This window comes from uncultured Planococcus sp. (genome assembly GCF_947501725.1).
In the GTDB taxonomy this organism is placed as follows: domain Bacteria; phylum Bacillota; class Bacilli; order Bacillales_A; family Planococcaceae; genus Planococcus; species Planococcus donghaensis_C.
Map to the genome: position 1 here is coordinate 162,822 of NZ_CANMXD010000010.1, position 21,970 is coordinate 184,791.

Genomic DNA, 21,970 nt, shown 5'->3' on the forward strand with positions numbered 1-21,970 from the left:
ACCTTACGCTTCTTCAGTAACATGAACTCGAAGCGTAGCGGTCACATCATGATGCAGCTTTACAGGAATATTGGTGTAGCCAAGCGCACGGATCGCGTCATCCAAATCCATTTTACGCTTGTCCAATTTGATGCCATGTTTTTTCTCAAGTGCTGTCGCCACTTGTTTAGTGGTGATCGATCCGAAAAGGCGGCCGCCTTCTCCGGATTTAGCCGTCAATTCAATTGTCAGGCTTTCCAGCTTTTCTTTCAGCTGTTCAGCTTCCTGGCGCTCCTGATCGGCTTCTTTCTGTTCTTTTTTCTTTTGGCCATCCAATTTGCTGATGGTCGCCTGATTCGCTTCAATCGCCAAATTGTTTTTCAGCAGGAAGTTATGCGCGTAGCCATCTGCCACATTTTTAATTTCACCTTTTTTGCCTTTGCCCTTTACGTCTTTCAAAAATATCACTTTCATTCGTTTGCTCCTCCTTCATCGTCTTCCAAAATTACCGCTTTTAATTGATTTACCGCTTCTTCTATTGTTGTATTCGGCATCTGGGTGGCTGCGTTGGTCAAATGGCCGCCGCCGCCGAGATTTTCCATGATGATTTGGACATTTACTTCGCCAAGCGACCGGGCACTGATGCCGATGCCGCCTTCTGGGCGCTCCGCAACTACGAAGGACGCGTTGACGTCTTTCATGGTTAGCAGGATATCTGCTGTCTGTGCGATCAATACCGGACTGTAGACGCGGTCATGCTCGCCTTTTGCGATGGCGATGCCTTGCCCGACAAATTCCACTGTCTGAACGATTTTCGCGCGTTCAATATAAGTTTCCAGATCTTCTTTCAAGATGCGCTGAACGAGCACGGTATCGGCTCCATTCGAACGCAGATAGGAGGCTGCCTCAAACGTACGGGCTCCTGTCCGTAAGGTAAAGCTCTTCGTATCGACAATGATTCCAGCCAGCATAGCAGTCGCTTCCAGCATGGACAGTTTTTCATGTTTCGGCTGATATTCGATCAATTCGGTCACCAACTCGGCTGTTGACGAAGCATAAGGCTCCATATAGACCAGCATCGTATTGGTGATGAATTCCTCGCCTCTCCGGTGGTGGTCGATCAAAACGACCCGTTCCATCCGCTGCAGTACACGTTCATCGATGACCATCGATGGCTTGTGCGTATCCACAACGACGAGCAGGGAATGCTCGGTCATATCCGCCAGCGCTTCTTCAGGCGTGATGAACTGCTCAAACAGCTCGGGCTCGCCTTCAATCGCTTCCATCAGCCTCATGACACTGCGGTCATATTCATCAAAATCAATGATGATCTTGCCTTTGACTTTGTTCATGGCGGCCATTTTGGCGACACCGACTGCGGCGCCGATCGAATCCATATCAGGCATTTTATGGCCCATGATAAACACTTGGTCACTTTCCTGGATCAGGTCACGCAGGGCGTGTGAAATAACCCGGGCCCTGACCCGTGTCCGTTTTTCAACCGGATTGGTCTTGCCACCATAGAACTTCACTTTTCCACTCGGATGTTTGATTGCAACCTGGTCTCCACCACGGCCGAGCACCAGATCCAGTCCGGATTGCGCCAGGCTGCCAAGCTCGACAAGCGATGCAGAACCGGCACCCACCCCGATACTCAAGGTCAATGCCAGATTATCTTTGGCGGTGACTTCGCGGATATCATCCAGGATGGCGAATTTCGATAGTTCCAACTCTTTTAAAATCGACTCGTTGAAGACAGCCATAAAGCGGTCAGATGAAATACGCTTCACAAAGATCCCGTGGTCTGCCCCCCATTGGTTGATGAGTGAAGTGACCAGACTGTTCAGGTTACTGCGTGTCTGATCATCCATCCCCTGCGCCAACTCATCGTAATTATCGATGAACAGAATACCGATAACGGAACGATCCGCATAATAAAGCGTCTCGATTTCCACTTGTTCGGTAATATCAAAAAGATAGAACAGGCGGTCATCCGCTTTATAATACACGCGGTATTTCCGCTCACCCAATGTGATCGTCAGCTCTCTCGCTTCTTCGGACTTCACCAACGTATGGAAGTCATCCGACAATGTATAAAGCGACTCGCCGATCAGCGTGTCGTACTCGAGCGTCGAAGTCATGTAGGGATTTGCCCATTCAATTTCGTATTTTTCATTGACCAGTAAAATTCCAATCGGCATTTCGAGCAGTGCTTCTTCTCCGACCTTCTTCATACGGTAAGATAATGTTTCAATATGTTTTTCAGTAGCTTCATAGACTCTTTTTTCCGTCACCCATGCCGCTGTAAAAGCAAGCACAAACAGCAGTGTAAAGATTCCAGCTGCCCATTCCGACCAAAACGAAATCAGAATCGCCGCGGCCATACCAAGAGAAAGCAGCGCTATAAGCGGATATCGAAGTTTTCTTTTTCTAAAAAAAGCCGACATTATTCTTCAGCTCCTTATTTTCCTTTAAACTCGTGTGCCCGCTTGACCCAACCCCGGATATCAAATCCAAGGTCTACGATTCCGACAATACTCGTAAATGATTGCAATGGCAATGCTAAGATAGTCACCAGCACTGTCACCCATTTCGGCCAGCCTTCCTGGTGGATGTAGAAATGATAAAAAGAAACACCTTGCAGGAACAGCAAGAATTGAAGCAACACGGTTGCATTAATGAAGATCATGTATGCCATCGTTCCGGGTTCAAACTCCGATAACAACGAGACAAGCAACACGATTAAATAATACCATAAAACGGATTTCGGCAATTTCATGTTCCGGAAAGGCGGAAACTTAGGCGCCGCAATTCCGAGACGCTTCAGAATCGGCAACAGGATCAATAATAGCATCCAGACCGACATGAACACACCCAGTACCAATAACACAGGCAACATCGTTTCAAACGAAAACTGCAACTGCGCAACAAGTTCATTGTATTCTTCGAGGGAGGTTTCAGAAGCCCCGAAACGCTCCATCAACGAACCTGTCTGTTCATAGGATTCATCGAACAAAACAGTGAATTCTTCCAGTACATTGATGCCGAACAGCACAATGGAAGCCACGTATTGGACCATTAAGGATATCAGCAGAACAATGCTGGCACTCATGAACATGAATAATTTGCTCTTCTTATAATAAATCGAGATGCCGATTGCCAATCCCAGCGGTACATGGATCAACGCCAGCGGCACTGACAAAAGGCCACCGATGATAAACGACAACACCAGACAGACCGATGCAAAAAGCGCAGAGGCTTTCCATGGATATTTTGCACTGTACCAGGCGACCGGCAATGCCAAAATTAACGTACTTACTATACTTAAAACAGGAACGTATACCGAGATTGCCAGCAGTACTGTGAAAACCGCCGCCATCATTGCCCCATTTGTAAGTTGTCGCGTTTGTTGATTTTGCATATGACTGTTTTTCCCCTTCTTTCGGGCAGATTTCATCCTTGTAATTGTACCATGATTCAAGAACCTGAACAAAAGGAGCGATGTCCATTCCATGGATTCGTAAACAGGCTGAAACAGGAGACGACATTATAAGCCCCTCCCTTAAGATGCGTTGAACTAAATGCGTTTGCCCTTGGCATTTCGAAATTCCTCTCCACGTAAAAACATCGTTCAAATTACTTCGGCCAATGCCCTGTCCGCCCGAGCGGCTTCTTCCCCCCTGACCTCACTGTTCTTATTTCAACGCAAAAAAAAAGACCGGTTTCCCGGTCTTTTTGAAATCATCGTCCAGACTCCAGCACCCGGGCTTGCCGGGCGCTTTCGCTTTCCTTTAATTATCTTTCTTCCGCAACAAACGGTAGAAGTGCCATGATACGTGAGCGTTTGATAGCGATTGTCAACTTACGTTGCCATTTAGCGCTAGTGCCTGTAACACGACGTGGCAAGATTTTTCCTCTTTCAGAAATGAATTTCTTCAAAAGGTCAGTATCTTTATAGTCAATGTGCGTGATGTTGTTGGAAGTGAAGTAACAAACCTTTTTCCGTTTTTTTCCTCCGCGACGTGGTGCCATATCGAATTACCTCCTTTACTTAATAGTTGTTCGCCAGGTTCAGTCCATTTTAGAACGGTAAATCGTCATCCGATACTTCGATCGGACCGCTGCCGCTTGAGAATGGATCTTCATCTACACGAGTATGGTTTTGCTGACTTGGACTCGGTGATTGGTTCTGTTGATAGGAAGGCTGCTGTCCTTGCGAACGGTCCGTATTGGCGCTTTTCGGTTCAAGGAATTGAACACTGTCCGCCACTACTTCTGTCGTATAAACGCGTTTCCCGTCTTGTCCCTCGTAGCTACCAGTTTGGATGCGGCCTTCGACGCCAGCCAAGCTTCCTTTTTTCAGGAAATTCGCTGTGTTTTCAGCCTGTTTGCGCCAAACGGTACAATTAATGAAATCAGTTTCGCGTTCACCTTGAGCGTTCGAGAATGTCCGGTTTACAGCAAGTGTAAAACGAGCAACTGCGGCGCCGCTTGGTGTGTAGCGAAGATCTGGATCTTTTGTCAGTCTTCCGACTAAAACAACTCGGTTAATCATCAGAATTCAACCTCCTTCAAGTCAAAAAAATTTTAGTGCCAGTATCCTGTTTACGCGTCTTTGCGTACAGCGATATGACGAATAATGTCTTCGTTAATGTTCGCAAGACGTGTGTATTCGTTGATAGCTTCAGAACCAGCGTTTACTTTTACGATCTGGTAGAAACCTTCACGCAAATCGTTGATTTCATAAGCTAAACGACGTTTACCCCACTCTTTCGACTCGATGATTTCAGCTCCGTTAGAAGTAAGGATGTCGTTAAAACGCTCAACTAGAGCTTTTTTCGCTTCCTCTTCAATTGCAGGCTGAATGATATACATTAATTCATATTCTCTCATCGTGTTGTCACCTCCTCATGGACTTGGGCCCTGCTGTATCCAGCGGGCAAGGAGCAAGCAATTCATAAATATTACTCACATCACAGTATTGTATCATAATTCCGATAGGTTCACAAGCATGATTTTACATTTAAAATACTCTATACTTTTCACCATAGATTCCAAAGGATGTGAAGCGATGACACCCAGCCATATCATAGACTTGCAGATGGATGAACTAGCTCCTAAAGCGCTTTGGTTCAATGTTATTTTACTGCTAGCCTTCGCTGCGGCCTATCATATTTTCAATGAACCTTTATCATTCGGTTTTTCTTTAACTGGCATTTTATTCTTTGGGGTCGGCTATGTTGTATTGATTGTCGTGCATGAACTCTTTCACTTGGTCGGGTTTGTGCTGTTTGGAAAAGTCCCTGTTTCTTCATTGAATTATGGCATCAACTTAAAAATGGGAATTGCCTATGCCACTACCCGCAGGCCTGTTCAAAACCACGCGATGCGCAAAGTATTATTGCTGCCTTTTTGGACGACCGCCTTCATACCTACCGTTCTCGGATTTTGGATTGATAGCCAGGTGCTGGTTCTGTTGGGAGCGATGCTGACAGCTGGCGCTTTCGGCGACTTTATCATGTACTGGGAATTGCGCAAAGAAAAAAGCGCGGCCTGGATCATTGATGATCCTTCACTGCCGCGCCTGCATGTTTATGATGATTACCCTGAAACAGAAAACGCCGACTACTAGCGGCGTTTTTTTCTATACTTTAGAATGGGTAATATCCCATTTCCCTGTTTCAATCCGTTCTTTCAACAGCTTTTCACTTTTTGCGATGTATACGATTGTTTCCATGGAGTTGTTTCCCGCTTCCACTTCAACCGTCACCTTGTCGTACATATCGGTCTCCGGATTTCCCGAATAATCTTCTAAGAAATCCAAAGCAGGCCACAACACATCAGGGATTTCGTAAACTTCCCCTTCAATCTGTCCGCCGTCCGACAAAACCATCGCCGGATAACCCATCCCGGTATCATACAATATTCCTTTAGCTGTCGCCTGTTCTTCCACCAATTCCGCTTCTTCCAAATAACAATGATACTTCCCGCCCTGTTTCAGCGTTCCGTATGCAAATAACAACATTTCCTATTCCTCCATGCAAAAACCGGATGCGGCAAGGCACCCGGTTGTTTTTTAGTTTTGTGGTACTGAAAATCCGAACTTTTGGCGCGGCTGGAAAACGCCGCTGCGCCAGACCGTCTTACTCCTGTCGGAGCATAACGGTCGTTTCCGCTTTTAGTTTTATCCAGCTGCAACGACCTGCTCCTCGGGTCGTAAGCCACTCTGGCTGTGCGGCAAAAACACGCCGCTTCGCCAGACCGTCTTACGCCTGTCGGAGCATAACGGTCGTTTCCGCTTTTAGCTTTATCCAGCTGCGGCGCCTAGTCCCTCGAGTCGCTTCGACCCTGCCTGCAATGGCAAAGTACGCCATTACCTGCAGGGTCTCCAGCGCTTGTCGGTACTGGACAGGCGCCTCCGCTTTTAGACGTTAAATCTAAACAGCATTACGTCGCCGTCTTTGACGATGTATTCTTTACCTTCTTGACGCACTTTCCCTGCTTCTTTTGCTGCTGCCATTGAACCCATTTCAACCAGGTCCTCATAGGCCACAGTTTCGGCACGGATAAATCCGCGTTCGAAGTCAGAGTGGATGACGCCGGCACATTGTGGTGCTTTCATGCCTTTTTTAAATGTCCATGCACGAACTTCCTGAACGCCTGCTGTAAAGTAAGTGGCTAATCCAAGCAAGCTGTAAGAAGCTTTAACCAATTGATCCAATCCAGACTCTTTGATGCCCAGCTCTTCAAGAAACATTTCTTTTTCTTCGTCTTCCAGTTCAGCCATTTCTTCTTCGATCTTCGCACAGATTACGATTACGTCTGCATTATCTTTCGCAGCGAAATCACGGACTTGTTGAACGTATTCATTGTCATCTGCATCTGCAATTTCATCTTCTGAAACGTTTGCCACGTACAGCATCGGTTTGATCGTCAATAAGTTCAAACCTTTAGCAATGCGCAGTTCATCTTCTGTGAATTCAATTGAACGCGCCAATTGGCCGTTTTCAAAGGCTTCACGCAATTTCATCAGAACTGGTTCTTCGGCAACAGCCTCTTTGTCTTTTTGTTTCACTAACTTCGCTGCGCGTGCAATGCGTTTTTCGATGCTTTCCATATCCGCCAATATCAATTCCAGGTTAATGACTTCAATATCAGAGATCGGATCTACTTTTCCCGTAACATGCGTGATGTTATCGTCGGCAAAACAACGGACAACTTGGCAAATCGCATCAACTTCACGGATATGGGACAGGAATTTGTTCCCTAGTCCTTCGCCTTTGCTGGCACCTTCGACAATTCCCGCAATATCGGTGAATTCAAAAGCCGTCGGTACGGTTTTTTTCGGATCCACCAATTCCGTCAATTTATCAAGACGCTCATCTGGAACTTCGACAATTCCAACGTTTGGATCTATTGTACAGAACGGATAGTTTGCCGCTTCGGCACCCGCTTTTGTTATTGCATTAAATAATGTGGATTTCCCCACGTTTGGTAATCCTACAATCCCTGCAGTTAATGCCATAGGATGCACAACCTTTCCTCTATATAAAACGAATTATTTTTTACACAACCATTCCATTATAGGAATGAAAACCCGAATTGTCCATTTTTCATTCCGCTTCGGCTTTAACTAAAACTTTTTTCATCTTCTTATTGAATTCCATACGCGGCAGCATCACGCTGTGCTGGCAACCCTCACATTTAATCCGGACGTCAGCCCCCATACGAATAATCTTCCAGGCATTGGCTCCACACGGATGGCCTTTTTTCATCTCAACTATATCGTTCAGTCCAAACTCCTTCATTTCCATGAGTCGGCCTCCTTCTATCCATTAAGTTTTCGTACTTTTGGCTGGTGCAGCTTCTTCAGGATTCCGCTGCATCATAACCATCCGCGGATACGGGATTTCGACGCCGCGTTGATCCAGGAAGTCCTTCAGATCGCGGCGCATTCCTCTAGCCACAGCAAAGTGCTGCATCGGCAAGGTTTCTGCTGTAATTCGCATGACGATTTCAGTCGTTGTCAGGTTTTGTACCCCCAGCAATTCTGCAGGTTTGATGATTTGTTCGTATCGATCCTGCAAGGTGTCCAGAAATTCCATAATCAAGCTTTCCACACGCGTGATGTCCGATTCATAGGAAATATTGACATCGACCACCGCAATAGAATTGTGAATCGAGAAGTTTACAACGTCCGTGATCGTGCCATTCGGAAAGATAAACAATTCGCCCGTCCAAGCCTTCACTTTTGTCGTCCGTAATCCGATCTCTTCCACGGTCCCTTCGGCGACACCGACGCGTACATAGTCCCCCACCGAAAATTGGTCTTCAAAAATAATGAAAAATCCGGTGATTACATCGCGCACCAGGTTCTGTGCACCGAAACCAACGGCCAAGCCCAGCACCCCGGCGCCGGCGATCAAACCGGTAATATCGATGGTAAACGTCGACAGGATAGAAACTGCCGCTATGAAATAAACAACATACGCTACTACATTGGACAATAACTTTGATAAGGTTTGCTGTCTCCGTTCGTTATAAAGGAGCGGACCTTTGATGCGTACGGAAAAAGTTTTCCGTATCAAAACACGCAAGACTTTCACTAGGACCACCGCGGCTATGGTAATCAAGACGACTTTCAAAAAGATGATGATCAGGTCCATCCACATTGCCTCATCCGAGAGTACGCCCATAATTCGTTGTGTCATTTTTTCAATGTTCACTCTTTCACCTTCCCTGCACTTACATCAAATTAAATTTATAGATAATCGTAACCACTATTCCAACAACCAATATTCCCGGCAATAGATTTGCGACTCTGATTTTCGTCACGCCCATCATATTCAATCCAATGGCAACAATCATGACTCCGCCAGTTGCGCTCATTTCCATAATGAACATATCCAGTGCCGCATCTGGAATCACCAAACTGATTTGAGTTGCAAACAAGGCAATCAATCCTTGGTATACAAATACAGGAATTGCCGATAGCAAAACACCGATGCCAAGCGTGGAAGCCAATACAATAGAGGTGAATCCATCAATGATCCCTTTGGAAATCAGGACACCATGCTCATTGCTCAGTCCACTTTCCATCGCACCAATGATTCCCATCGCACCAATGACAAATATTAAAGTGGCTGTTACAAACCCTTGGGCAAGGCTGCCTTTACTTTCTTTCGCTCCCAACATACGTTCAATGGAGTGGCCAACTCCATTCAGTTTGCCTTCTAGATCCATCCATTCTCCAATGACTGTTCCCAGCACTAAACTGATGATGACAATTACGAAGTTCTGGCTTTCAAATCCCATCTGCAAACCAAGCACAACCACCGCCAGGCCAATCACATACATGACGGTCTCCTTCATTTTTTCAGGAATATTGCGGAGAGCTCTTCCAAGAATGGTTCCCACTACAATCAAAATAGCATTTATCAATGTCCCTAAGAGAACCATTGCATTTCTCCTCTCTCACATTGCACTTCGTTTACGGAAAATCCCTCTTCTCCCTCTTTTGAAGGAGAGTTCAACGTTTTCTTCGAGCGCTTTTTATATCCTTTGGCATTTCACTTCTCAAAAACAGAACCTATTTCCCTTTTCCGGGAAATAGGCACTCGTCAGCTTAGCAACTCTAAAATCCGTTCCAAATCGTCTTCTGAGAAAAACTCGATTTCTATCTTCCCTTTGTTCTTGTTTTTCTTGATTTGAACTTTCGTGCCAAAACGATCTCGAAGTTCCGATTGTTTTTCTTCTATAAAAAGATCTTTCTTTTTCTCGATTGTTTCACGTGGAACATCTTCATTTAAACGCTGCACCAAATTCTCCAGCTGGCGAACATTCAAATTTTCTTTAACTACTTTTTCTGCTGTTTCAGGAATAAGTTTTTTGCTTCTTAAGCCTAATAGCGTCCGCCCATGCCCCATAGACAACTGTTTATCGGAAATGAGTGTGCGCACATTTTCAGGCAAAGCCAACAAACGTACATGGTTGGCGATATGAGGCCGGCTTTTCCCTAAACGGAAAGCAAGTTGCTCTTGCGTCAAATTCAGGGCTTCCATTAGTTTCTGGTAAGCTTCCGCTTCTTCAATCGGGGTTAAATCTTCCCGTTGAAGGTTTTCTAATATAGCAAGTTCCATCATCTGTTGGTCTGTCAGTTCTTTAATGATGGCCGGAACTTCTTTTAATTTAATCAATTTTGCAGCACGGAAACGGCGTTCGCCAACGACCAGTTCATATTTTTCGCCTTTTTTCCTTACAACAATCGGTTGTAAAATCCCGTGTTCTTTAATGGATTCCGCCAATTCTTCTAAAGCTGCCTGGTCGAAAATTTTACGCGGCTGGTATGGGTTTGCTCCAATTTTGCCGACGCTTATCTGGTTTACTTTATCCGCTTCGTTGATTGTTTCGCCCGGAAACAGCGCGTTAATGCCTTTTCCCAATCCTTTAGCCATTATGAATCACTTCCTTCGCCAATTCTAAATACACTTCTGCGCCTCTGGATTTTGGATCATAGATGATAATTGGCTCTCCATGGCTTGGTGCTTCGCTCAATCTCACATTTCTTGGAATGATTGTTTTATAGACTTTGTCCTGGAAGTACTTTTTCACTTCTTCAATAACTTGAATCCCCAAATTAGTCCGGGCATCCAGCATGGTCAACAACACACCATCAATCATTAAATCATGATTTAAATGCTTTTGCACTAAGCGAATAGTACTTAATAATTGGCTTAGTCCTTCTAACGCATAGTATTCACATTGCACTGGAATAATGATTGCATCTGAAGCTGTCAATGAATTCAATGTCAACAACCCCAAAGATGGTGGACAATCAATGATTATGTAATCGTACATATCTTTGACTTCTTCCAGGGCATTTTTCAGGCGGGCTTCTCTCGAAATGGTGGAAACCAATTCAATTTCAGCTCCTGCCAGGGAAATTGTTGCAGGCACCACATGTAAATTCTCTACTTTTGTTTCCATGATCGTGCTTTTAACATCTACATCATCAATTAAAACTTCGTAGATGCATTGATCGACATCCCCTTTGTTTACCCCCACTCCACTGGTGGCATTTCCTTGAGGATCGATATCTATTAACAGAACTTTTTTGCCCAAATAAGCAAGGCAGGCACTTAAGTTCACTGAAGACGTTGTTTTTCCTACGCCGCCCTTTTGATTGGCGATCGCAATAGTTCTACCCACACTTGCACCAACTTTCTTTGATACTCTCTTCATTTTACTGCGGAACCGTTGTTTTAGCTATTCTATTAGGCTTCCATTTTCTTATTGTATCAAAATTTTTCAACAATACGATGGCAAAGCATTAAAAAAGCTCTTTCCATACGGAAAGAGCGCTTCATGATTTCTTTTTCGGAATTTTTACAGTGATTTGATAATATTCTTCATGTTCCTCTTCTTCAGCAGTCAAATCAATTCCGCTTTTGGAAACCATATTCAATGATTCTTTAATGGTGTTCATCGCAATCCGCATGTCCCGGCTGACCGCTTTTCTACGCGCTTTCGGCTTTTTTGGTTCGGTCGTCAGCAATTTACTCACTTTCATTTCCAGTTGCTTTACATTTAATTTTTCTTCAACGGTTTCATCGAACAGCTTTTTCTGCTGGTCTGCATCTTTCACCTTTAAAAGAGCTCTGGCATGCCGTTCCGTTAACAATCTATTCAATAATGCAGTCTGAATTTCTTCCGGCAGTTTCAACAGCCGCAGCTTATTGGCCACTGTGGACTGTCCTTTGCCAAGACGCTGCGCCAATGCTTCCTGCGTAATCTCTTGGATCTCCAATAGATTTTGATAGGCATGCGCCTCTTCTATAGAAGTAAGTTCTTCACGTTGAAGATTTTCGATTAACGCAATAGAAGCCGTTTCTTTGTCGCTCAGGTTCCGGATGATTGCTGGAACTTCTGTCCAATCAAGTGATTTCATTGCACGGAAACGCCGTTCTCCCGCAATGATTTCGTATTCCCCTTCATTGTCGGACTTTCTCACCACAATCGGTTGAATCACTCCATGGACATGGATGGTCCTGGCTAATTCTTCAATCTTCTCTTGATCGAAAACCGTTCTAGGTTGATATTTATTGGCATGTATTTTGTCGAGCGGCAATTTCATGACTTCTTCTGAAGTTTTGTGTTCAACCGCTTCTTTCTTCGCTGTCTCATTTGCTTTATCGCCGCCTCCGAAGAAACGTGAAAAAGGACTTTTCATCCTCAAGCACCACCTTTTACAAGCTCACTTAGCTGCTGAATCTTTATCACTCATATTCCCTTGGCAGTAAAATGTTTCACGTGAAACATTAAGAGATTGGCGACTTGTTTGGAACTCCAGCTTTCCGCGGGTATTTCTTTGGTGTTTCTTTGAACTTTTTAAAGACTTGGATATAGCGTTCACTTTCTTCCATCGGCAACAGGAACGAATGGACAGCTTCCAGCTTTACACCCAACTTTTGCAAAGCTTTTTCTGCATCATCCAACTCATCGGCTGCAGATGCAGCTTTCATGGCTGCAAAAACTCCGCCTTTTTTAACAAGAGGAACACATAATTCCGCCAGGACTGACAAACGGGCTACGGCACGTGCGGTCACTAAGTCATAGCTTTCACGGTGACTGGACTGACCAAAATCTTCTGCCCTCGAGTGGACGAACTGTACTTTCGTAAGTCCAAGTTCCCCGCTCAAATGTTCCAGAAACTGAATGCGTTTGTTCAAGGAATCCACAATCGTAACTTCGATATGGGGAAAACAGATTTTAAGTGGGATACTGGGGAATCCTGCACCGGCACCGACGTCACAAAGCTTCATTGATTTTGTAAAGTCCAAATAAAACGCTGCAGTAATGGAGTCATAGAAGTGTTTCAAGTAAACAGCTGGTTGCTCTGTGATTGCGGTAAGGTTCATCTTTTCATTCCATTCGACCAATTCCTTGTAGTAGATCCGGAACTGATCCAGCTGATCTTCGGTCAAGAGGATCCCTTTTTCACTGAGGGCATCTTTAAACTGTTGTTCATTCAAACTGGCTTCCTCCCTCTTTGATAGTTTTCTATGTAAAAGATAAATGGACTGGTGTGAGCCAGCCCATTTTGTTGTCTAGCTTATGCCTTTAAGATCAAACTGATATTTTCGCAATCTTTCCTTGTTCAATATACACCAATAAGATGGATATGTCAGCCGGATTTACGCCGGAGATGCGGGAAGCCTGTGCAATGGACAATGGACGAACTTCTGCAAGTTTGCCGCGGGCTTCAGTCGCAATTCCTGAAATCGCATGGTAATCGATATTCTCGGGAATTTTTTTGTTTTCCATTTTTTTGAGTTTATCGACTTGCTGCAATGATTTTTCGATATAACCTTCATATTTGATATGAATTTCAACTTGCTCTTTTACTTCGTCTTCAAGGTCCACGAGCGAAGTTGTCAGCTGGGAAATCATATCGTAGTTCATTTCAGGGCGTTTCAGCAGATCCGCTCCACGAATGCCGTCCTTCAATTCACTGCCCCCTGCATCACGGATCACCTGCTGGGTAAGTTCATTCGGCTTGATCATAATGCTTCTCAAGCGTTTGATTTCTTCTTCGATGCGGTCTTTTTTCGCAAGGAACTTCACATAGCGCTCTTCCTTGATCATACCGATTGCATAAGCCAGTTCCGTCAAACGCATATCTGCATTGTCGTGGCGCAGCAATAACCGGTATTCTGCCCGGGAAGTCAACAGACGGTAAGGTTCGTTCGTCCCTTTTGTCACCAAATCATCGATCAGTACGCCGATATACGCATCCGAACGGCTCAGGATGACTTCTTCCTTGCCAAGCACTTTCGCAGCTGCGTTGATGCCGGCCATCAGTCCCTGGCCGGCTGCTTCTTCGTAGCCGGAAGTTCCGTTGATCTGCCCTGCCGTATAAAGATTTTCTATCTGTTTCGACTCCAGTGTCGGCCATAATTGCGTCGGTACGATGGCATCGTATTCGATGGCATAACCGGCACGCATCATTTCAGCCTTCTCAAGCCCTGGAATCGATTCTAAGAGCTTCCGCTGCACATGTTCAGGCAAACTGGTTGAAAGGCCTTGTACGTAAACCTCACGCGTATTACGGCCTTCCGGCTCCAGAAAGATCTGGTGGCGCGGCTTATCATTGAAACGGACGACCTTGTCTTCAATCGATGGACAATAGCGCGGTCCGGTTCCTTTGATCATGCCGGAATACATCGGGGACAAATGCAGATTATCATCTATTATCTGATGCGTTTTTTCGTTTGTGTAAGTCAGCCAGCATGGCAGCTGGTCGGTGATGTATTCAGTAGTTTCATGGCCGAACGCGCGCGGCACATCGTCGCCTGGCTGAATTTCGGTTTTGCTGTAGTCAATGCTGTTGCTGTTGACACGCGGCGGTGTCCCGGTTTTAAAACGAACCGTTTCAAAGCCGAGCTTCTCCAGATTTTCAGCCAATTTGATGGACGGCTGCTGGTTATTCGGCCCGCTTGAATAGCGCAGATCCCCGATGATGACTTCACCGCGCAGGAATGTACCGGTTGTGATGACCACTGAGTTTGCACGGTAAATGCCCCCTACTTGTGTGATCAATCCTTGAATCTTGCCGTCTTCGACAACTAATTCTTCAGCTATCCCCTGATGCAAGGTTAAATTCGGTTCTTCTTCCATCAGGCGTTTCATTTCCTGCTGATAGAGCACTTTGTCGGCTTGCGCACGCAATGCGCGTACTGCCGGTCCTTTAGCAGTATTCAACATTCTCATTTGAATGTGTGTTTTATCGATAACGCGTCCCATGGCTCCGCCAAGTGCGTCAATTTCACGTACAACGATGCCTTTCGCTGGCCCACCGATGGATGGGTTGCATGGCATGAATGCGATCATATCCAGATTCATCGTCAAAACAAGCGTTTTAGCGCCCATCCGTGCCGATGCAAGAGCAGCTTCCGCTCCTGCATGTCCGGCTCCTACGACGATGACATCGAACGTGCCTGCTTCGTATTGTGGCATGTCCGTTCATTCCCTTCGAGTTTTATTTCCCTAGACAGAACTGCGAGAATAATTGGTTCAGGAGACCATCATCTGCGGTATCCCCAATAATTTCACCAAGAATCTCCCAAGTTCGGGTGACGTCAATTTGAATCATATCTACGGGAACTTCCATTTCCGCAGCTCCAATGGCATCTGAAATGGTTTGGTGTGCCTGATGCAACAAAGCGATATGACGCACATTGGATACATAAGTCATGTCCCCTGCTTCGATTTCTCCCTGGAAAAACAGATCAGCAATGGCTTCTTCAAGCTGATCGATGCCTTCTTCTTCAATTAAAGAAGTTGTCACCAGCAATTTATCGCCTGCCAGTTTCTGCACTTGTTCCAGGTCGATTTTCTGAGGCAAATCGGTTTTATTGATAACGACAATATAGTCCATATCTTTGACGGCCTCAAACAAAAGCTCATCTTCCGGAGTGAGTGCCTCTGCATAATTCAGGACATAAAGAATCAAATCGGCTTCCTTCAGTACTTTTCGTGAACGTTCAACACCGATCCGCTCGACAATATCTTCTGTTTCCCGAATTCCTGCGGTATCAACCAAACGCAGTGGAACACCGCGGACATTTACGTATTCTTCTATTATATCACGGGTTGTCCCCGCTATTTCTGTGACAATGGCTTTATTTTCCTGAACAAGGCTGTTCAATAGAGAAGATTTACCGACATTGGGACGCCCCAAAATAACGGTAGAAAGCCCTTCTCTCAAGATTTTTCCTTGCGAGGATGTCTGAAGCAATTTTTCGATTTCCGAACGGACCCATTTTGATTTTTCCAGCATGATCGGACGTGTCATTTCCTCCACGTCGTCATATTCCGGGTAGTCGATATTGACTTCCATCTGGGCTATCGATTCCAGCAATGCCTGTCGCAGCGTGCCGATCAACTTCGACAGCCGCCCTTCCATCTGATTGAGTGCAACATCCATGGCGCGGTCCGTCTTCGCGCGAATCAGGTCCATGACCGCTTCTGCCTGTGACAGGTCGATGCGGCCGTTCAAAAATGCCCGTTTGGTGAACTCGCCGGGCTCTGCAAGTCTTGCTCCTGCGCGCAACGCCAATTCCAATACCCGGTTGACTGAAACAATTCCGCCGTGGCAATTGATTTCAATGACGTCTTCACGCGTGAATGTTTTGGGCGCTTTCATGAGCGAGACCATCACTTCCTCCACTACTTCCCCTGTCGCCGGATCTTCAAGATGTCCGTAATGGATAGTATGGGTAGTTTGGGCAGCCAACGCCTTGTTGCTTGGAGCCCGGAATAGTTTGTCCGCAATAGCGACAGCTTCCGGACCGCTCAATCGGACGATTGCGATTGCCCCTTCTCCGCTCGGTGTCGATATGGCAGCGATTGTGTCGAAATCCATGATGTTCCCTCCTCTTAAGAAAAGCGGCAGCACCTGCTTTGTGGATAACCAACAAAGCCGTGCAGCAGCCCCTTCACTGAAATATATGTTCATAACTTTATTTTCTGCTTTAAAAAAGTTGTCCACATGTGGACAACCAGTAAATGCACATGGCTTTCTAACATACTACAATAGCATAAAGCGCTTGAAATCAAAAGACACAGCACTTCATTTTGATAAATTCCGTCAATTCGGTACAAAAAAAGCCCACCATCTCGGCGGGCTTCAACTTATTTATGCGGTTCAATCACGAGATAACGGTTGGGATCTTTCCCCTCCGAATACGTATCGATATCCAAACGCCTTGATAAGGCTTGGTGAATGACTTTTCGTTCGTAGGACGGCATCGGTTCGAATTGCACACGTCCGCCTGTCCGAATCGCTTTGTCCGCCATCCGATCTGCCAATTGCTCCAGCGTCTCCTGGCGGCGTTCCCGGTAATTCTCAGCGTCCAATTGAACCATCATGAACTGGTTTGAATATTTATTGGCCACAAGTTGAGCTAATTGCTGAAGGGAATTCAAGGTTTGCCCCCGTTTGCCGATCAGCATGGCTACTTTCTCGCTTTCCAAATAAAAATTCACTTTTTTACCACGTTGTTCATGTGTAATCGATAAATCTTCAATTTTCATGCCTTCAGCAATTGATTGAATGTAATTTTTTGTCTCTTGGATCGCCTGTTCATTGGAGACAGCAGGAATTTCTTCCTCTTGTCCCTCTTTTTCAGGTGAAATTTCGGACTTTTCCGGTACTTCAACAATATTTTCTGCTGTTTTTTCTGTTTCAGGAAGAGGTGTTTTTTCAATTACAGTAATTTCAACTTCTGCTTTTTTGGCACCAAAGCCGAAAAAACCTTTTTTCTCTTCCTGAATAACCTTGATGTCTACTTCTTCACGTGTAACTTGGAGTTTTTCTAATGCTTCAGATATCGCGTTTTCAACAGTTGTACCCGTTTGCGTAATCTGTTTCACTTTTTAACCCCTCCTGCTTTCGTTTTAACAGGTTGCTGTACCTCTTTTTTCTCCCATGGACGGTAAATGACCAGGTTTTGGATAAGTGAAATGATGTTTCCGATAACCCAGTAGAGCGTCAACGCAGACGGTAAAACAATACCGAATCCAATGATCATAACCGGCATGAAGTACATCATGATCTTCATTTGAGGATTGTCCATTGCTGGTCCAGTACGCAAAACGACGAATTGCATCAAACCGGCGATAACCGCTAAAATGATGCTTGGTTCTGCCAGCGGAAAAATAAGAAATGCACCCAAATCGATTTCAGGTGTGCTGTTCATACGGCTAATCGCGTGATAAAACCCGATCAACACAGGCATTTGAATCAAAACCGGCAAACAACCCGCCATCGGATTGACGCCTTTTTCCTGGAACAACGCCATCATTTCTTTTTGGTATTTCTGCTGCGTGACAGCGTCTTTCGACTTGTACTTTTCTTTCAGTTTAACAAGTTCAGGCTGCACTTCCTGCATACGTTTTGAACTTTTCGTCTGCTTGACCATCAATGGCAGCATCACCAATCGGATGATGATCGTAACAGCGATAATCCCGAAACCGTAAGTTCCCAATAAGTCTTTGAAGTATGTGATAGCTGACACCAATGGCCAAACGATAAACTTATTCCAAAACCCTTCACTCTGGTCACTGATCGGCTGATCAAACTCCGTACAGCCAGCAAGCAGCAATGTCACTGCAATCAGTGAAATAAGTAAAACTAATTTCTTATTCACCCTTCTTCCCCCAAACTAATTTCAATTACTTCTATAATAACATCTATTCTGCATGGCCTTCTACTTCTTCGGCAATGCACGTGCAATTTTCAAAACATGTTCAAGGCTTTTCTTGCTTTCGTGAAAATCCAAACTGGCCGCCTGTGGTCGGGCGATGATAATGTAATCCGCATTCGGCAATAAATCATCTTTCAATTCCAAGAAAGTTTGGCGGATATAACGTTTAATGCGGTTGCGTGCTACTGCATTTCCTACTTTTTTGCTGACGGATAATCCCAGGCGGAATTCGGGCTGCTCATTTTTCATTACATAAACGATGAACTGCCGGTTCGCAAAGGACTTTCCTTTTTTAAATATCTGCTGAAACTCTTTGTTCTTCTTGATCCGTTGGTGCTTGTTCATTCATTCACCTGCTTATTTTAATGCTTCTCTGCTGAAAATGCTGCAGAAAAGAAAAAAAGACCACTGATGCGGTCAGTGGACTTAAGCTGATAATACTTTTCTTCCTTTACGACGGCGTGCAGCTATTATTCTGCGTCCGTTTTTTGTGCTCATACGTGCTCTGAAGCCGTGTACTTTGCTGTGTTTGCGTGTATTTGGTTGGTATGTGCGCAATGTCATATGTGACACCTCCTATAATAAGAGTCAACTATTTTTCTAAAGACAGTCTCGACTATTATAAGGGCGCGCGGGTATAAATGTCAATATCTTATTGTAAAACCTCTCTCGATCTCCTTCTTCTCCTGTTCTCGAGTTATGCACAATTCCTTTTCTTATCCCTGCGTGACCTGTGTATTGTTTTTTTTCGAAAAATAATTATCCACAAGCCTTATCTACAGTTTTTTAACATACAAACCCCTTGTGGATAGTTCCTGTGTGAACAAAAAAAGATGTGTGGATAACTCAAAGAACTTCTTGTATTGTCTATTCTTTTTTGGTAACATTAACTTGTTTTCACTTGTTAATAGTTTTCAACCTAAATAAGTTATCCACAAATTGTGGGTAAGGTGTGGACAGTTATTCACCACCCTGTTTATGAATGTTATCCACAAGCTGTGATTTTGTGTATGATATACTATAAAATATCGTTATATATAAAGGAGAAGAGCTATTGGAACACTTAGACGAACTTTGGTCGAGTGTCTTAGCACAAGTTGAAACTAAAATCTCCAAACCAAGTTTTGAAACGTGGTTAAAATCGACAAAACTTTTATCCTACCAGGATGATACAGTCACCATTTCAGCGCCGAATTCCTTTGCCCGTGATTGGTTGGAAAACCATTACGTGCACTTGATTACCGGAATCTTATCAGATTCCACCGGCGATGATATGATGATCAAATTTGTTGTGCCCAAAGATCAGGATATGGATGATTTTCAACTCCCTGCGCCTCGCATTAAACCGGGGCAAGACCAGCAGCAAGAGTTTTTGCCTGGCATGCTGAATCCTAAATACACTTTCGATACATTTGTAATTGGTTCAGGCAACCGCTTCGCCCATGCCGCCTCTTTGGCCGTGGCCGAAGCGCCAGCAAAAGCTTATAACCCGCTGTTTATCTATGGGGGAGTAGGACTTGGCAAGACACATCTAATGCATGCAATCGGACATTACGTCCTCGAACACAATCCGAACGCCAAAGTGGTTTACTTGTCTTCGGAGAAATTTACAAATGAATTCATCAACTCGATCCGCGATAATAAGACGGGTGAATTCCGTGACAAATACAGGGGTGTCGACATCCTCCTGATCGATGATATTCAATTTTTGGCAGGCAAAGAGCAGACGCAGGAAGAGTTCTTCCATACATTCAATACGCTGCATGAAGAATCCAAACAGATCATCATTTCCAGTGACCGGCCTCCAAAAGAGATCCCAACATTGGAAGATCGCCTCCGCTCCCGCTTTGAATGGGGCCTGATCACGGATATTACACCCCCTGATCTGGAAACCCGGATTGCGATTCTACGCAAAAAAGCAAAAGCGGATGGTCTGGATATTCCGAACGATGTCATGACCTATATTGCCAATTCCATCGATTCGAATATCCGTGAACTTGAAGGGGCATTGATCCGCGTTGTGGCTTATTCCTCTTTGATCAACCGTGATATGAGCGCCGAATTGGCTGCAGAAGCTTTAAAAGACATCATGCCGAATTCAAAACCGAAGGTCATTACGATTTTGGACATCCAAAACGCAGTCGGCGACCAATTCAATGTCAAATTGGAAGATTTTAAAACAAAACGCCGCACCAAGGATATTGCTTATCCGCGCCAAGTAGCGATGTACCTGTCACGTGAAATGACCGATTTCTCCCTGCCTAAAATTGGCGAGGAATTTGGTGGACGTGACCATACGACCGTTATTCACGCGCACGATAAGATTTCCAAAATGCTGAAAGACAATCAGCAGCTCCAGCAGGACGTCAAGGACATCAAAAGTGCGCTTGGCAAGTAAAATCGGCTGTGGATAACCCAATAAATAAGCAAGCAGTTTATGCACAGACTGTCTACATGTGGATAAGCTGCTTTTATTGACTTCAGAGGGCTTATCCACATATTCACAGCCCCTACTACTACTATTACTTTAAAAGCCCTTAAATAAAATATATATATAAGCGAGGTTCGAGAATGAAATTCGAGATAAAGCGTGAGCGATTAGTTGAAGGATTAAACGATGTAATGAAAGCAGTAAGTTCAAAAACGACGATTCCGATCTTAACGGGAATTAAAATGGATGTTTCTTCTGAGGGGATGAGATTGACAGGAAGTGATTCTGATATCACGATCCAGACATTCATTCCTGCTGAAGAAGATGGGGAACAGATCATCCAGGTAACAGATGGAGGAAGTATTGTTCTTCAAGCAAAAGTATTTGGAGAGATCATCCGTAAATTACCGACCAATGATGTTGAAATTGAAATCACAGGGAATTTCCAGACCCATATCCGTTCAGGGAAGTCCGAATTCCATTTGATCGGATTGGATGCAATGGATTATCCACAATTGCCGGACATTCAAGACGATCGATTGTTCACGATTCCTGCCGATCTATTGAAAACCATCAACCGTGAAACTGTTTTTGCTGTATCAAGTTCTGAGACACGCCCTGTATTGACAGGTGTCCACTGGGAAGTAAAAGACGGGGAGCTGGTTTGTGTTGCAACTGACAGCCACCGTTTAGCACGCCGTAAAACCAAACTGGAAACTTTGCCGGAAGGGGAATACAGCGTTGTAATTCCTGGGAAAAGCTTGACCGAATTGAACAAGATCCTGGATGATACTTCTGAAGCAGTCGAAATCGTCATGACCAACCAGCAGGTTTTATTCAAATCCAAACACATCCTTTTCTTTTCCCGTCTATTAGAAGGCAACTATCCGGATACAAGCCGACTCATCCCTTCAGAATACAAGACAACGGTGACCGTAAACGGCCGATCACTTCTTCAGGCAATTGACCGGGCATCTCTATTGGCTAGAGAAGAACGCAATAACGTGGTGCGTTTTTCAGCGAATGCCGGCAACGAAGTCGAAGTTTCTTCCAACTCACCGGAAGTCGGGAAAGTGGAAGAACAGCTTCAGGCACAAAGCATCGAAGGCGAAGAGCTGAAAATCTCTTTCAGTGCCAAATTTATGATGGATGCATTAAAAGCGATCGACGGACAAGATGTCGTTATCCAGTTTACTGGGGCGATGCGTCCATTCATCTTGAAATCAGCATTGGATGATTCGATTTTGCAGCTGATTCTTCCTGTCCGAACATATTAAAATTAAAACAGACCCTC

24 protein-coding genes are annotated in these 21,970 nt (G+C 44.7%); 3 read left to right on the forward strand and 21 right to left on the reverse strand.

Annotated features, from left to right (window positions below):
• Positions 1-3: 3 nt before the first annotated feature.
• The 6 genes from rplI to rpsF all read right to left on the reverse strand — a co-directional run bounded on the left by rplI (position 4) and on the right by rpsF (position 4,872).
• Positions 4-453 carry a 50S ribosomal protein L9 gene (gene rplI, locus Q0785_RS15220; protein ID WP_146555366.1) on the reverse strand — a complete coding sequence of 150 codons (450 nt, stop codon included), beginning with the start codon at positions 451-453 and terminating at the stop codon, positions 4-6.
• Positions 450-2,426 carry a DHH family phosphoesterase gene (locus tag Q0785_RS15225; protein ID WP_298831594.1) on the reverse strand — a complete coding sequence of 659 codons (1,977 nt, stop codon included), beginning with the start codon at positions 2,424-2,426 and terminating at the stop codon, positions 450-452. The genes rplI and Q0785_RS15225 overlap by 4 nt, the downstream gene beginning before the upstream one ends.
• Positions 2,427-2,440: 14 nt before the next feature.
• Entirely contained in the window at positions 2,441-3,400 is a 960-nt protein-coding gene (locus tag Q0785_RS15230) for a YybS family protein (RefSeq protein ID WP_298831597.1), read from the reverse strand.
• A 374-nt stretch (positions 3,401-3,774) separates the two neighbouring features.
• Positions 3,775-4,011: a 30S ribosomal protein S18 gene (rpsR, locus tag Q0785_RS15235; protein WP_006830564.1), complete on the reverse strand. Its 237-nt coding sequence runs from the start codon at positions 4,009-4,011 to the stop codon at positions 3,775-3,777.
• A 49-nt stretch (positions 4,012-4,060) separates the two neighbouring features.
• Positions 4,061-4,534 carry a single-stranded DNA-binding protein gene (ssb, locus tag Q0785_RS15240; protein ID WP_008497641.1) on the reverse strand — a complete coding sequence of 158 codons (474 nt, stop codon included), beginning with the start codon at positions 4,532-4,534 and terminating at the stop codon, positions 4,061-4,063.
• A gap of 50 nt (positions 4,535-4,584) precedes the next feature.
• Complete coding sequence (rpsF, locus tag Q0785_RS15245; RefSeq protein ID WP_106533339.1) at positions 4,585-4,872, reverse strand: 30S ribosomal protein S6; 288 nt, start codon at positions 4,870-4,872, stop codon at positions 4,585-4,587.
• Between the two features lie 178 nt (positions 4,873-5,050).
• Here rpsF and Q0785_RS15250 point away from each other — a divergent pair, with 178 nt between their 5' ends.
• Positions 5,051-5,611, forward strand: a complete 561-nt coding sequence (locus Q0785_RS15250; protein ID WP_298831647.1) for a DUF3267 domain-containing protein — start codon at positions 5,051-5,053, stop codon at positions 5,609-5,611.
• A gap of 12 nt (positions 5,612-5,623) precedes the next feature.
• On the opposite strand, the gene Q0785_RS15255 is transcribed toward Q0785_RS15250, so the two are convergent.
• The 15 genes from Q0785_RS15255 to rpmH form a co-directional block, all read right to left on the reverse strand.
• Entirely contained in the window at positions 5,624-6,004 is a 381-nt protein-coding gene (locus Q0785_RS15255; RefSeq protein WP_298831650.1) for a gamma-glutamylcyclotransferase family protein, read from the reverse strand.
• A gap of 399 nt (positions 6,005-6,403) precedes the next feature.
• Positions 6,404-7,504 (reverse strand): redox-regulated ATPase YchF, encoded by a 1,101-nt coding sequence (ychF, locus tag Q0785_RS15260; RefSeq protein ID WP_298831655.1) that lies wholly within the window; start codon positions 7,502-7,504, stop codon positions 6,404-6,406.
• Between the two features lie 88 nt (positions 7,505-7,592).
• The gene (locus Q0785_RS15265; RefSeq protein ID WP_146555360.1) at positions 7,593-7,793 is read right to left on the reverse strand and encodes a DUF951 domain-containing protein; all 201 of its coding nucleotides are present in this window, start codon (positions 7,791-7,793) and stop codon (positions 7,593-7,595) included.
• A gap of 21 nt (positions 7,794-7,814) precedes the next feature.
• The gene (locus Q0785_RS15270; RefSeq protein ID WP_298831659.1) at positions 7,815-8,705 is read right to left on the reverse strand and encodes a mechanosensitive ion channel family protein; all 891 of its coding nucleotides are present in this window, start codon (positions 8,703-8,705) and stop codon (positions 7,815-7,817) included.
• A 19-nt stretch (positions 8,706-8,724) separates the two neighbouring features.
• A complete protein-coding gene (locus Q0785_RS15275) occupies positions 8,725-9,438 on the reverse strand; it encodes a DUF554 domain-containing protein (RefSeq protein ID WP_298831662.1) in 714 nt (237 codons plus the stop codon).
• A gap of 161 nt (positions 9,439-9,599) precedes the next feature.
• Complete coding sequence (locus tag Q0785_RS15280) at positions 9,600-10,433, reverse strand: ParB/RepB/Spo0J family partition protein (RefSeq protein WP_298831665.1); 834 nt, start codon at positions 10,431-10,433, stop codon at positions 9,600-9,602.
• A complete protein-coding gene (locus Q0785_RS15285) occupies positions 10,426-11,187 on the reverse strand; it encodes an AAA family ATPase (RefSeq protein WP_006830554.1) in 762 nt (253 codons plus the stop codon). Before Q0785_RS15285 ends, Q0785_RS15280 begins: the two co-directional genes overlap by 8 nt.
• A gap of 154 nt (positions 11,188-11,341) precedes the next feature.
• Positions 11,342-12,208 (reverse strand): nucleoid occlusion protein, encoded by an 867-nt coding sequence (noc, locus tag Q0785_RS15290; RefSeq protein ID WP_298831668.1) that lies wholly within the window; start codon positions 12,206-12,208, stop codon positions 11,342-11,344.
• Positions 12,209-12,296: 88 nt separating this feature from the next.
• Positions 12,297-13,010, reverse strand: coding sequence for a 16S rRNA (guanine(527)-N(7))-methyltransferase RsmG (rsmG, locus tag Q0785_RS15295; protein WP_298831670.1), 714 nt, complete (start codon positions 13,008-13,010; stop codon positions 12,297-12,299).
• A gap of 94 nt (positions 13,011-13,104) precedes the next feature.
• Entirely contained in the window at positions 13,105-14,994 is a 1,890-nt protein-coding gene (mnmG, locus tag Q0785_RS15300) for a tRNA uridine-5-carboxymethylaminomethyl(34) synthesis enzyme MnmG (RefSeq protein ID WP_298831673.1), read from the reverse strand.
• 22 nt (positions 14,995-15,016) lie between these two features.
• A complete protein-coding gene (gene mnmE, locus Q0785_RS15305; protein WP_298831675.1) occupies positions 15,017-16,402 on the reverse strand; it encodes a tRNA uridine-5-carboxymethylaminomethyl(34) synthesis GTPase MnmE in 1,386 nt (461 codons plus the stop codon).
• 269 nt (positions 16,403-16,671) lie between these two features.
• The gene (jag, locus tag Q0785_RS15310; protein WP_298831678.1) at positions 16,672-17,412 is read right to left on the reverse strand and encodes an RNA-binding cell elongation regulator Jag/EloR; all 741 of its coding nucleotides are present in this window, start codon (positions 17,410-17,412) and stop codon (positions 16,672-16,674) included.
• Positions 17,409-18,188: a membrane protein insertase YidC gene (yidC, locus tag Q0785_RS15315; RefSeq protein ID WP_298831681.1), complete on the reverse strand. Its 780-nt coding sequence runs from the start codon at positions 18,186-18,188 to the stop codon at positions 17,409-17,411. Before yidC ends, jag begins: the two co-directional genes overlap by 4 nt.
• A gap of 60 nt (positions 18,189-18,248) precedes the next feature.
• Positions 18,249-18,590, reverse strand: coding sequence for a ribonuclease P protein component (gene rnpA, locus Q0785_RS15320; RefSeq protein WP_298831684.1), 342 nt, complete (start codon positions 18,588-18,590; stop codon positions 18,249-18,251).
• A gap of 81 nt (positions 18,591-18,671) precedes the next feature.
• A complete protein-coding gene (rpmH, locus tag Q0785_RS15325; protein ID WP_038705267.1) occupies positions 18,672-18,809 on the reverse strand; it encodes a 50S ribosomal protein L34 in 138 nt (45 codons plus the stop codon).
• A 490-nt stretch (positions 18,810-19,299) separates the two neighbouring features.
• On the opposite strand from rpmH, the gene dnaA reads away from it, so the two are divergent.
• Both dnaA and dnaN read left to right on the forward strand, forming a co-directional pair.
• Positions 19,300-20,643 (forward strand): chromosomal replication initiator protein DnaA, encoded by a 1,344-nt coding sequence (gene dnaA / locus Q0785_RS15330; protein ID WP_223643319.1) that lies wholly within the window; start codon positions 19,300-19,302, stop codon positions 20,641-20,643.
• A 173-nt stretch (positions 20,644-20,816) separates the two neighbouring features.
• Complete coding sequence (dnaN, locus tag Q0785_RS15335; protein WP_298831728.1) at positions 20,817-21,953, forward strand: DNA polymerase III subunit beta; 1,137 nt, start codon at positions 20,817-20,819, stop codon at positions 21,951-21,953.
• The last annotated feature ends 17 nt before the right edge of the window (positions 21,954-21,970 follow it).

Bases quoted from the DNA above. Each gene is read 5' to 3' on its own strand.
- Q0785_RS15250 (WP_298831647.1), top strand. From the start codon at position 5,051: ATGACACCCAGCCATATCATAGACTTGCAGATGGATGAACTAGCTCCT.
- Q0785_RS15255 (WP_298831650.1), bottom strand. From the start codon at position 6,004: ATGTTGTTATTTGCATACGGAACGCTGAAACAGGGCGGGAAGTATCAT.
- noc (WP_298831668.1), bottom strand. From the start codon at position 12,208: ATGAAAAGTCCTTTTTCACGTTTCTTCGGAGGCGGCGATAAAGCAAAT.
- Q0785_RS15275 (WP_298831662.1), bottom strand. From the start codon at position 9,438: ATGGTTCTCTTAGGGACATTGATAAATGCTATTTTGATTGTAGTGGGA.
- rplI (WP_146555366.1), bottom strand. From the start codon at position 453: ATGAAAGTGATATTTTTGAAAGACGTAAAGGGCAAAGGCAAAAAAGGT.
- rpsR (WP_006830564.1), bottom strand. From the start codon at position 4,011: ATGGCACCACGTCGCGGAGGAAAAAAACGGAAAAAGGTTTGTTACTTC.
- rpsF (WP_106533339.1), bottom strand. From the start codon at position 4,872: ATGAGAGAATATGAATTAATGTATATCATTCAGCCTGCAATTGAAGAG.
- mnmE (WP_298831675.1), bottom strand. From the start codon at position 16,402: ATGGATTTCGACACAATCGCTGCCATATCGACACCGAGCGGAGAAGGG.
- ychF (WP_298831655.1), bottom strand. From the start codon at position 7,504: ATGGCATTAACTGCAGGGATTGTAGGATTACCAAACGTGGGGAAATCC.
- Q0785_RS15265 (WP_146555360.1), bottom strand. From the start codon at position 7,793: ATGGAAATGAAGGAGTTTGGACTGAACGATATAGTTGAGATGAAAAAA.
- Q0785_RS15225 (WP_298831594.1), bottom strand. From the start codon at position 2,426: ATGTCGGCTTTTTTTAGAAAAAGAAAACTTCGATATCCGCTTATAGCG.
- rnpA (WP_298831684.1), bottom strand. From the start codon at position 18,590: ATGAACAAGCACCAACGGATCAAGAAGAACAAAGAGTTTCAGCAGATA.
- mnmG (WP_298831673.1), bottom strand. From the start codon at position 14,994: ATGCCACAATACGAAGCAGGCACGTTCGATGTCATCGTCGTAGGAGCC.
- rpmH (WP_038705267.1), bottom strand. From the start codon at position 18,809: ATGACATTGCGCACATACCAACCAAATACACGCAAACACAGCAAAGTA.
- ssb (WP_008497641.1), bottom strand. From the start codon at position 4,534: ATGATTAACCGAGTTGTTTTAGTCGGAAGACTGACAAAAGATCCAGAT.
- dnaN (WP_298831728.1), top strand. From the start codon at position 20,817: ATGAAATTCGAGATAAAGCGTGAGCGATTAGTTGAAGGATTAAACGAT.
- Q0785_RS15230 (WP_298831597.1), bottom strand. From the start codon at position 3,400: ATGCAAAATCAACAAACGCGACAACTTACAAATGGGGCAATGATGGCG.
- Q0785_RS15280 (WP_298831665.1), bottom strand. From the start codon at position 10,433: ATGGCTAAAGGATTGGGAAAAGGCATTAACGCGCTGTTTCCGGGCGAA.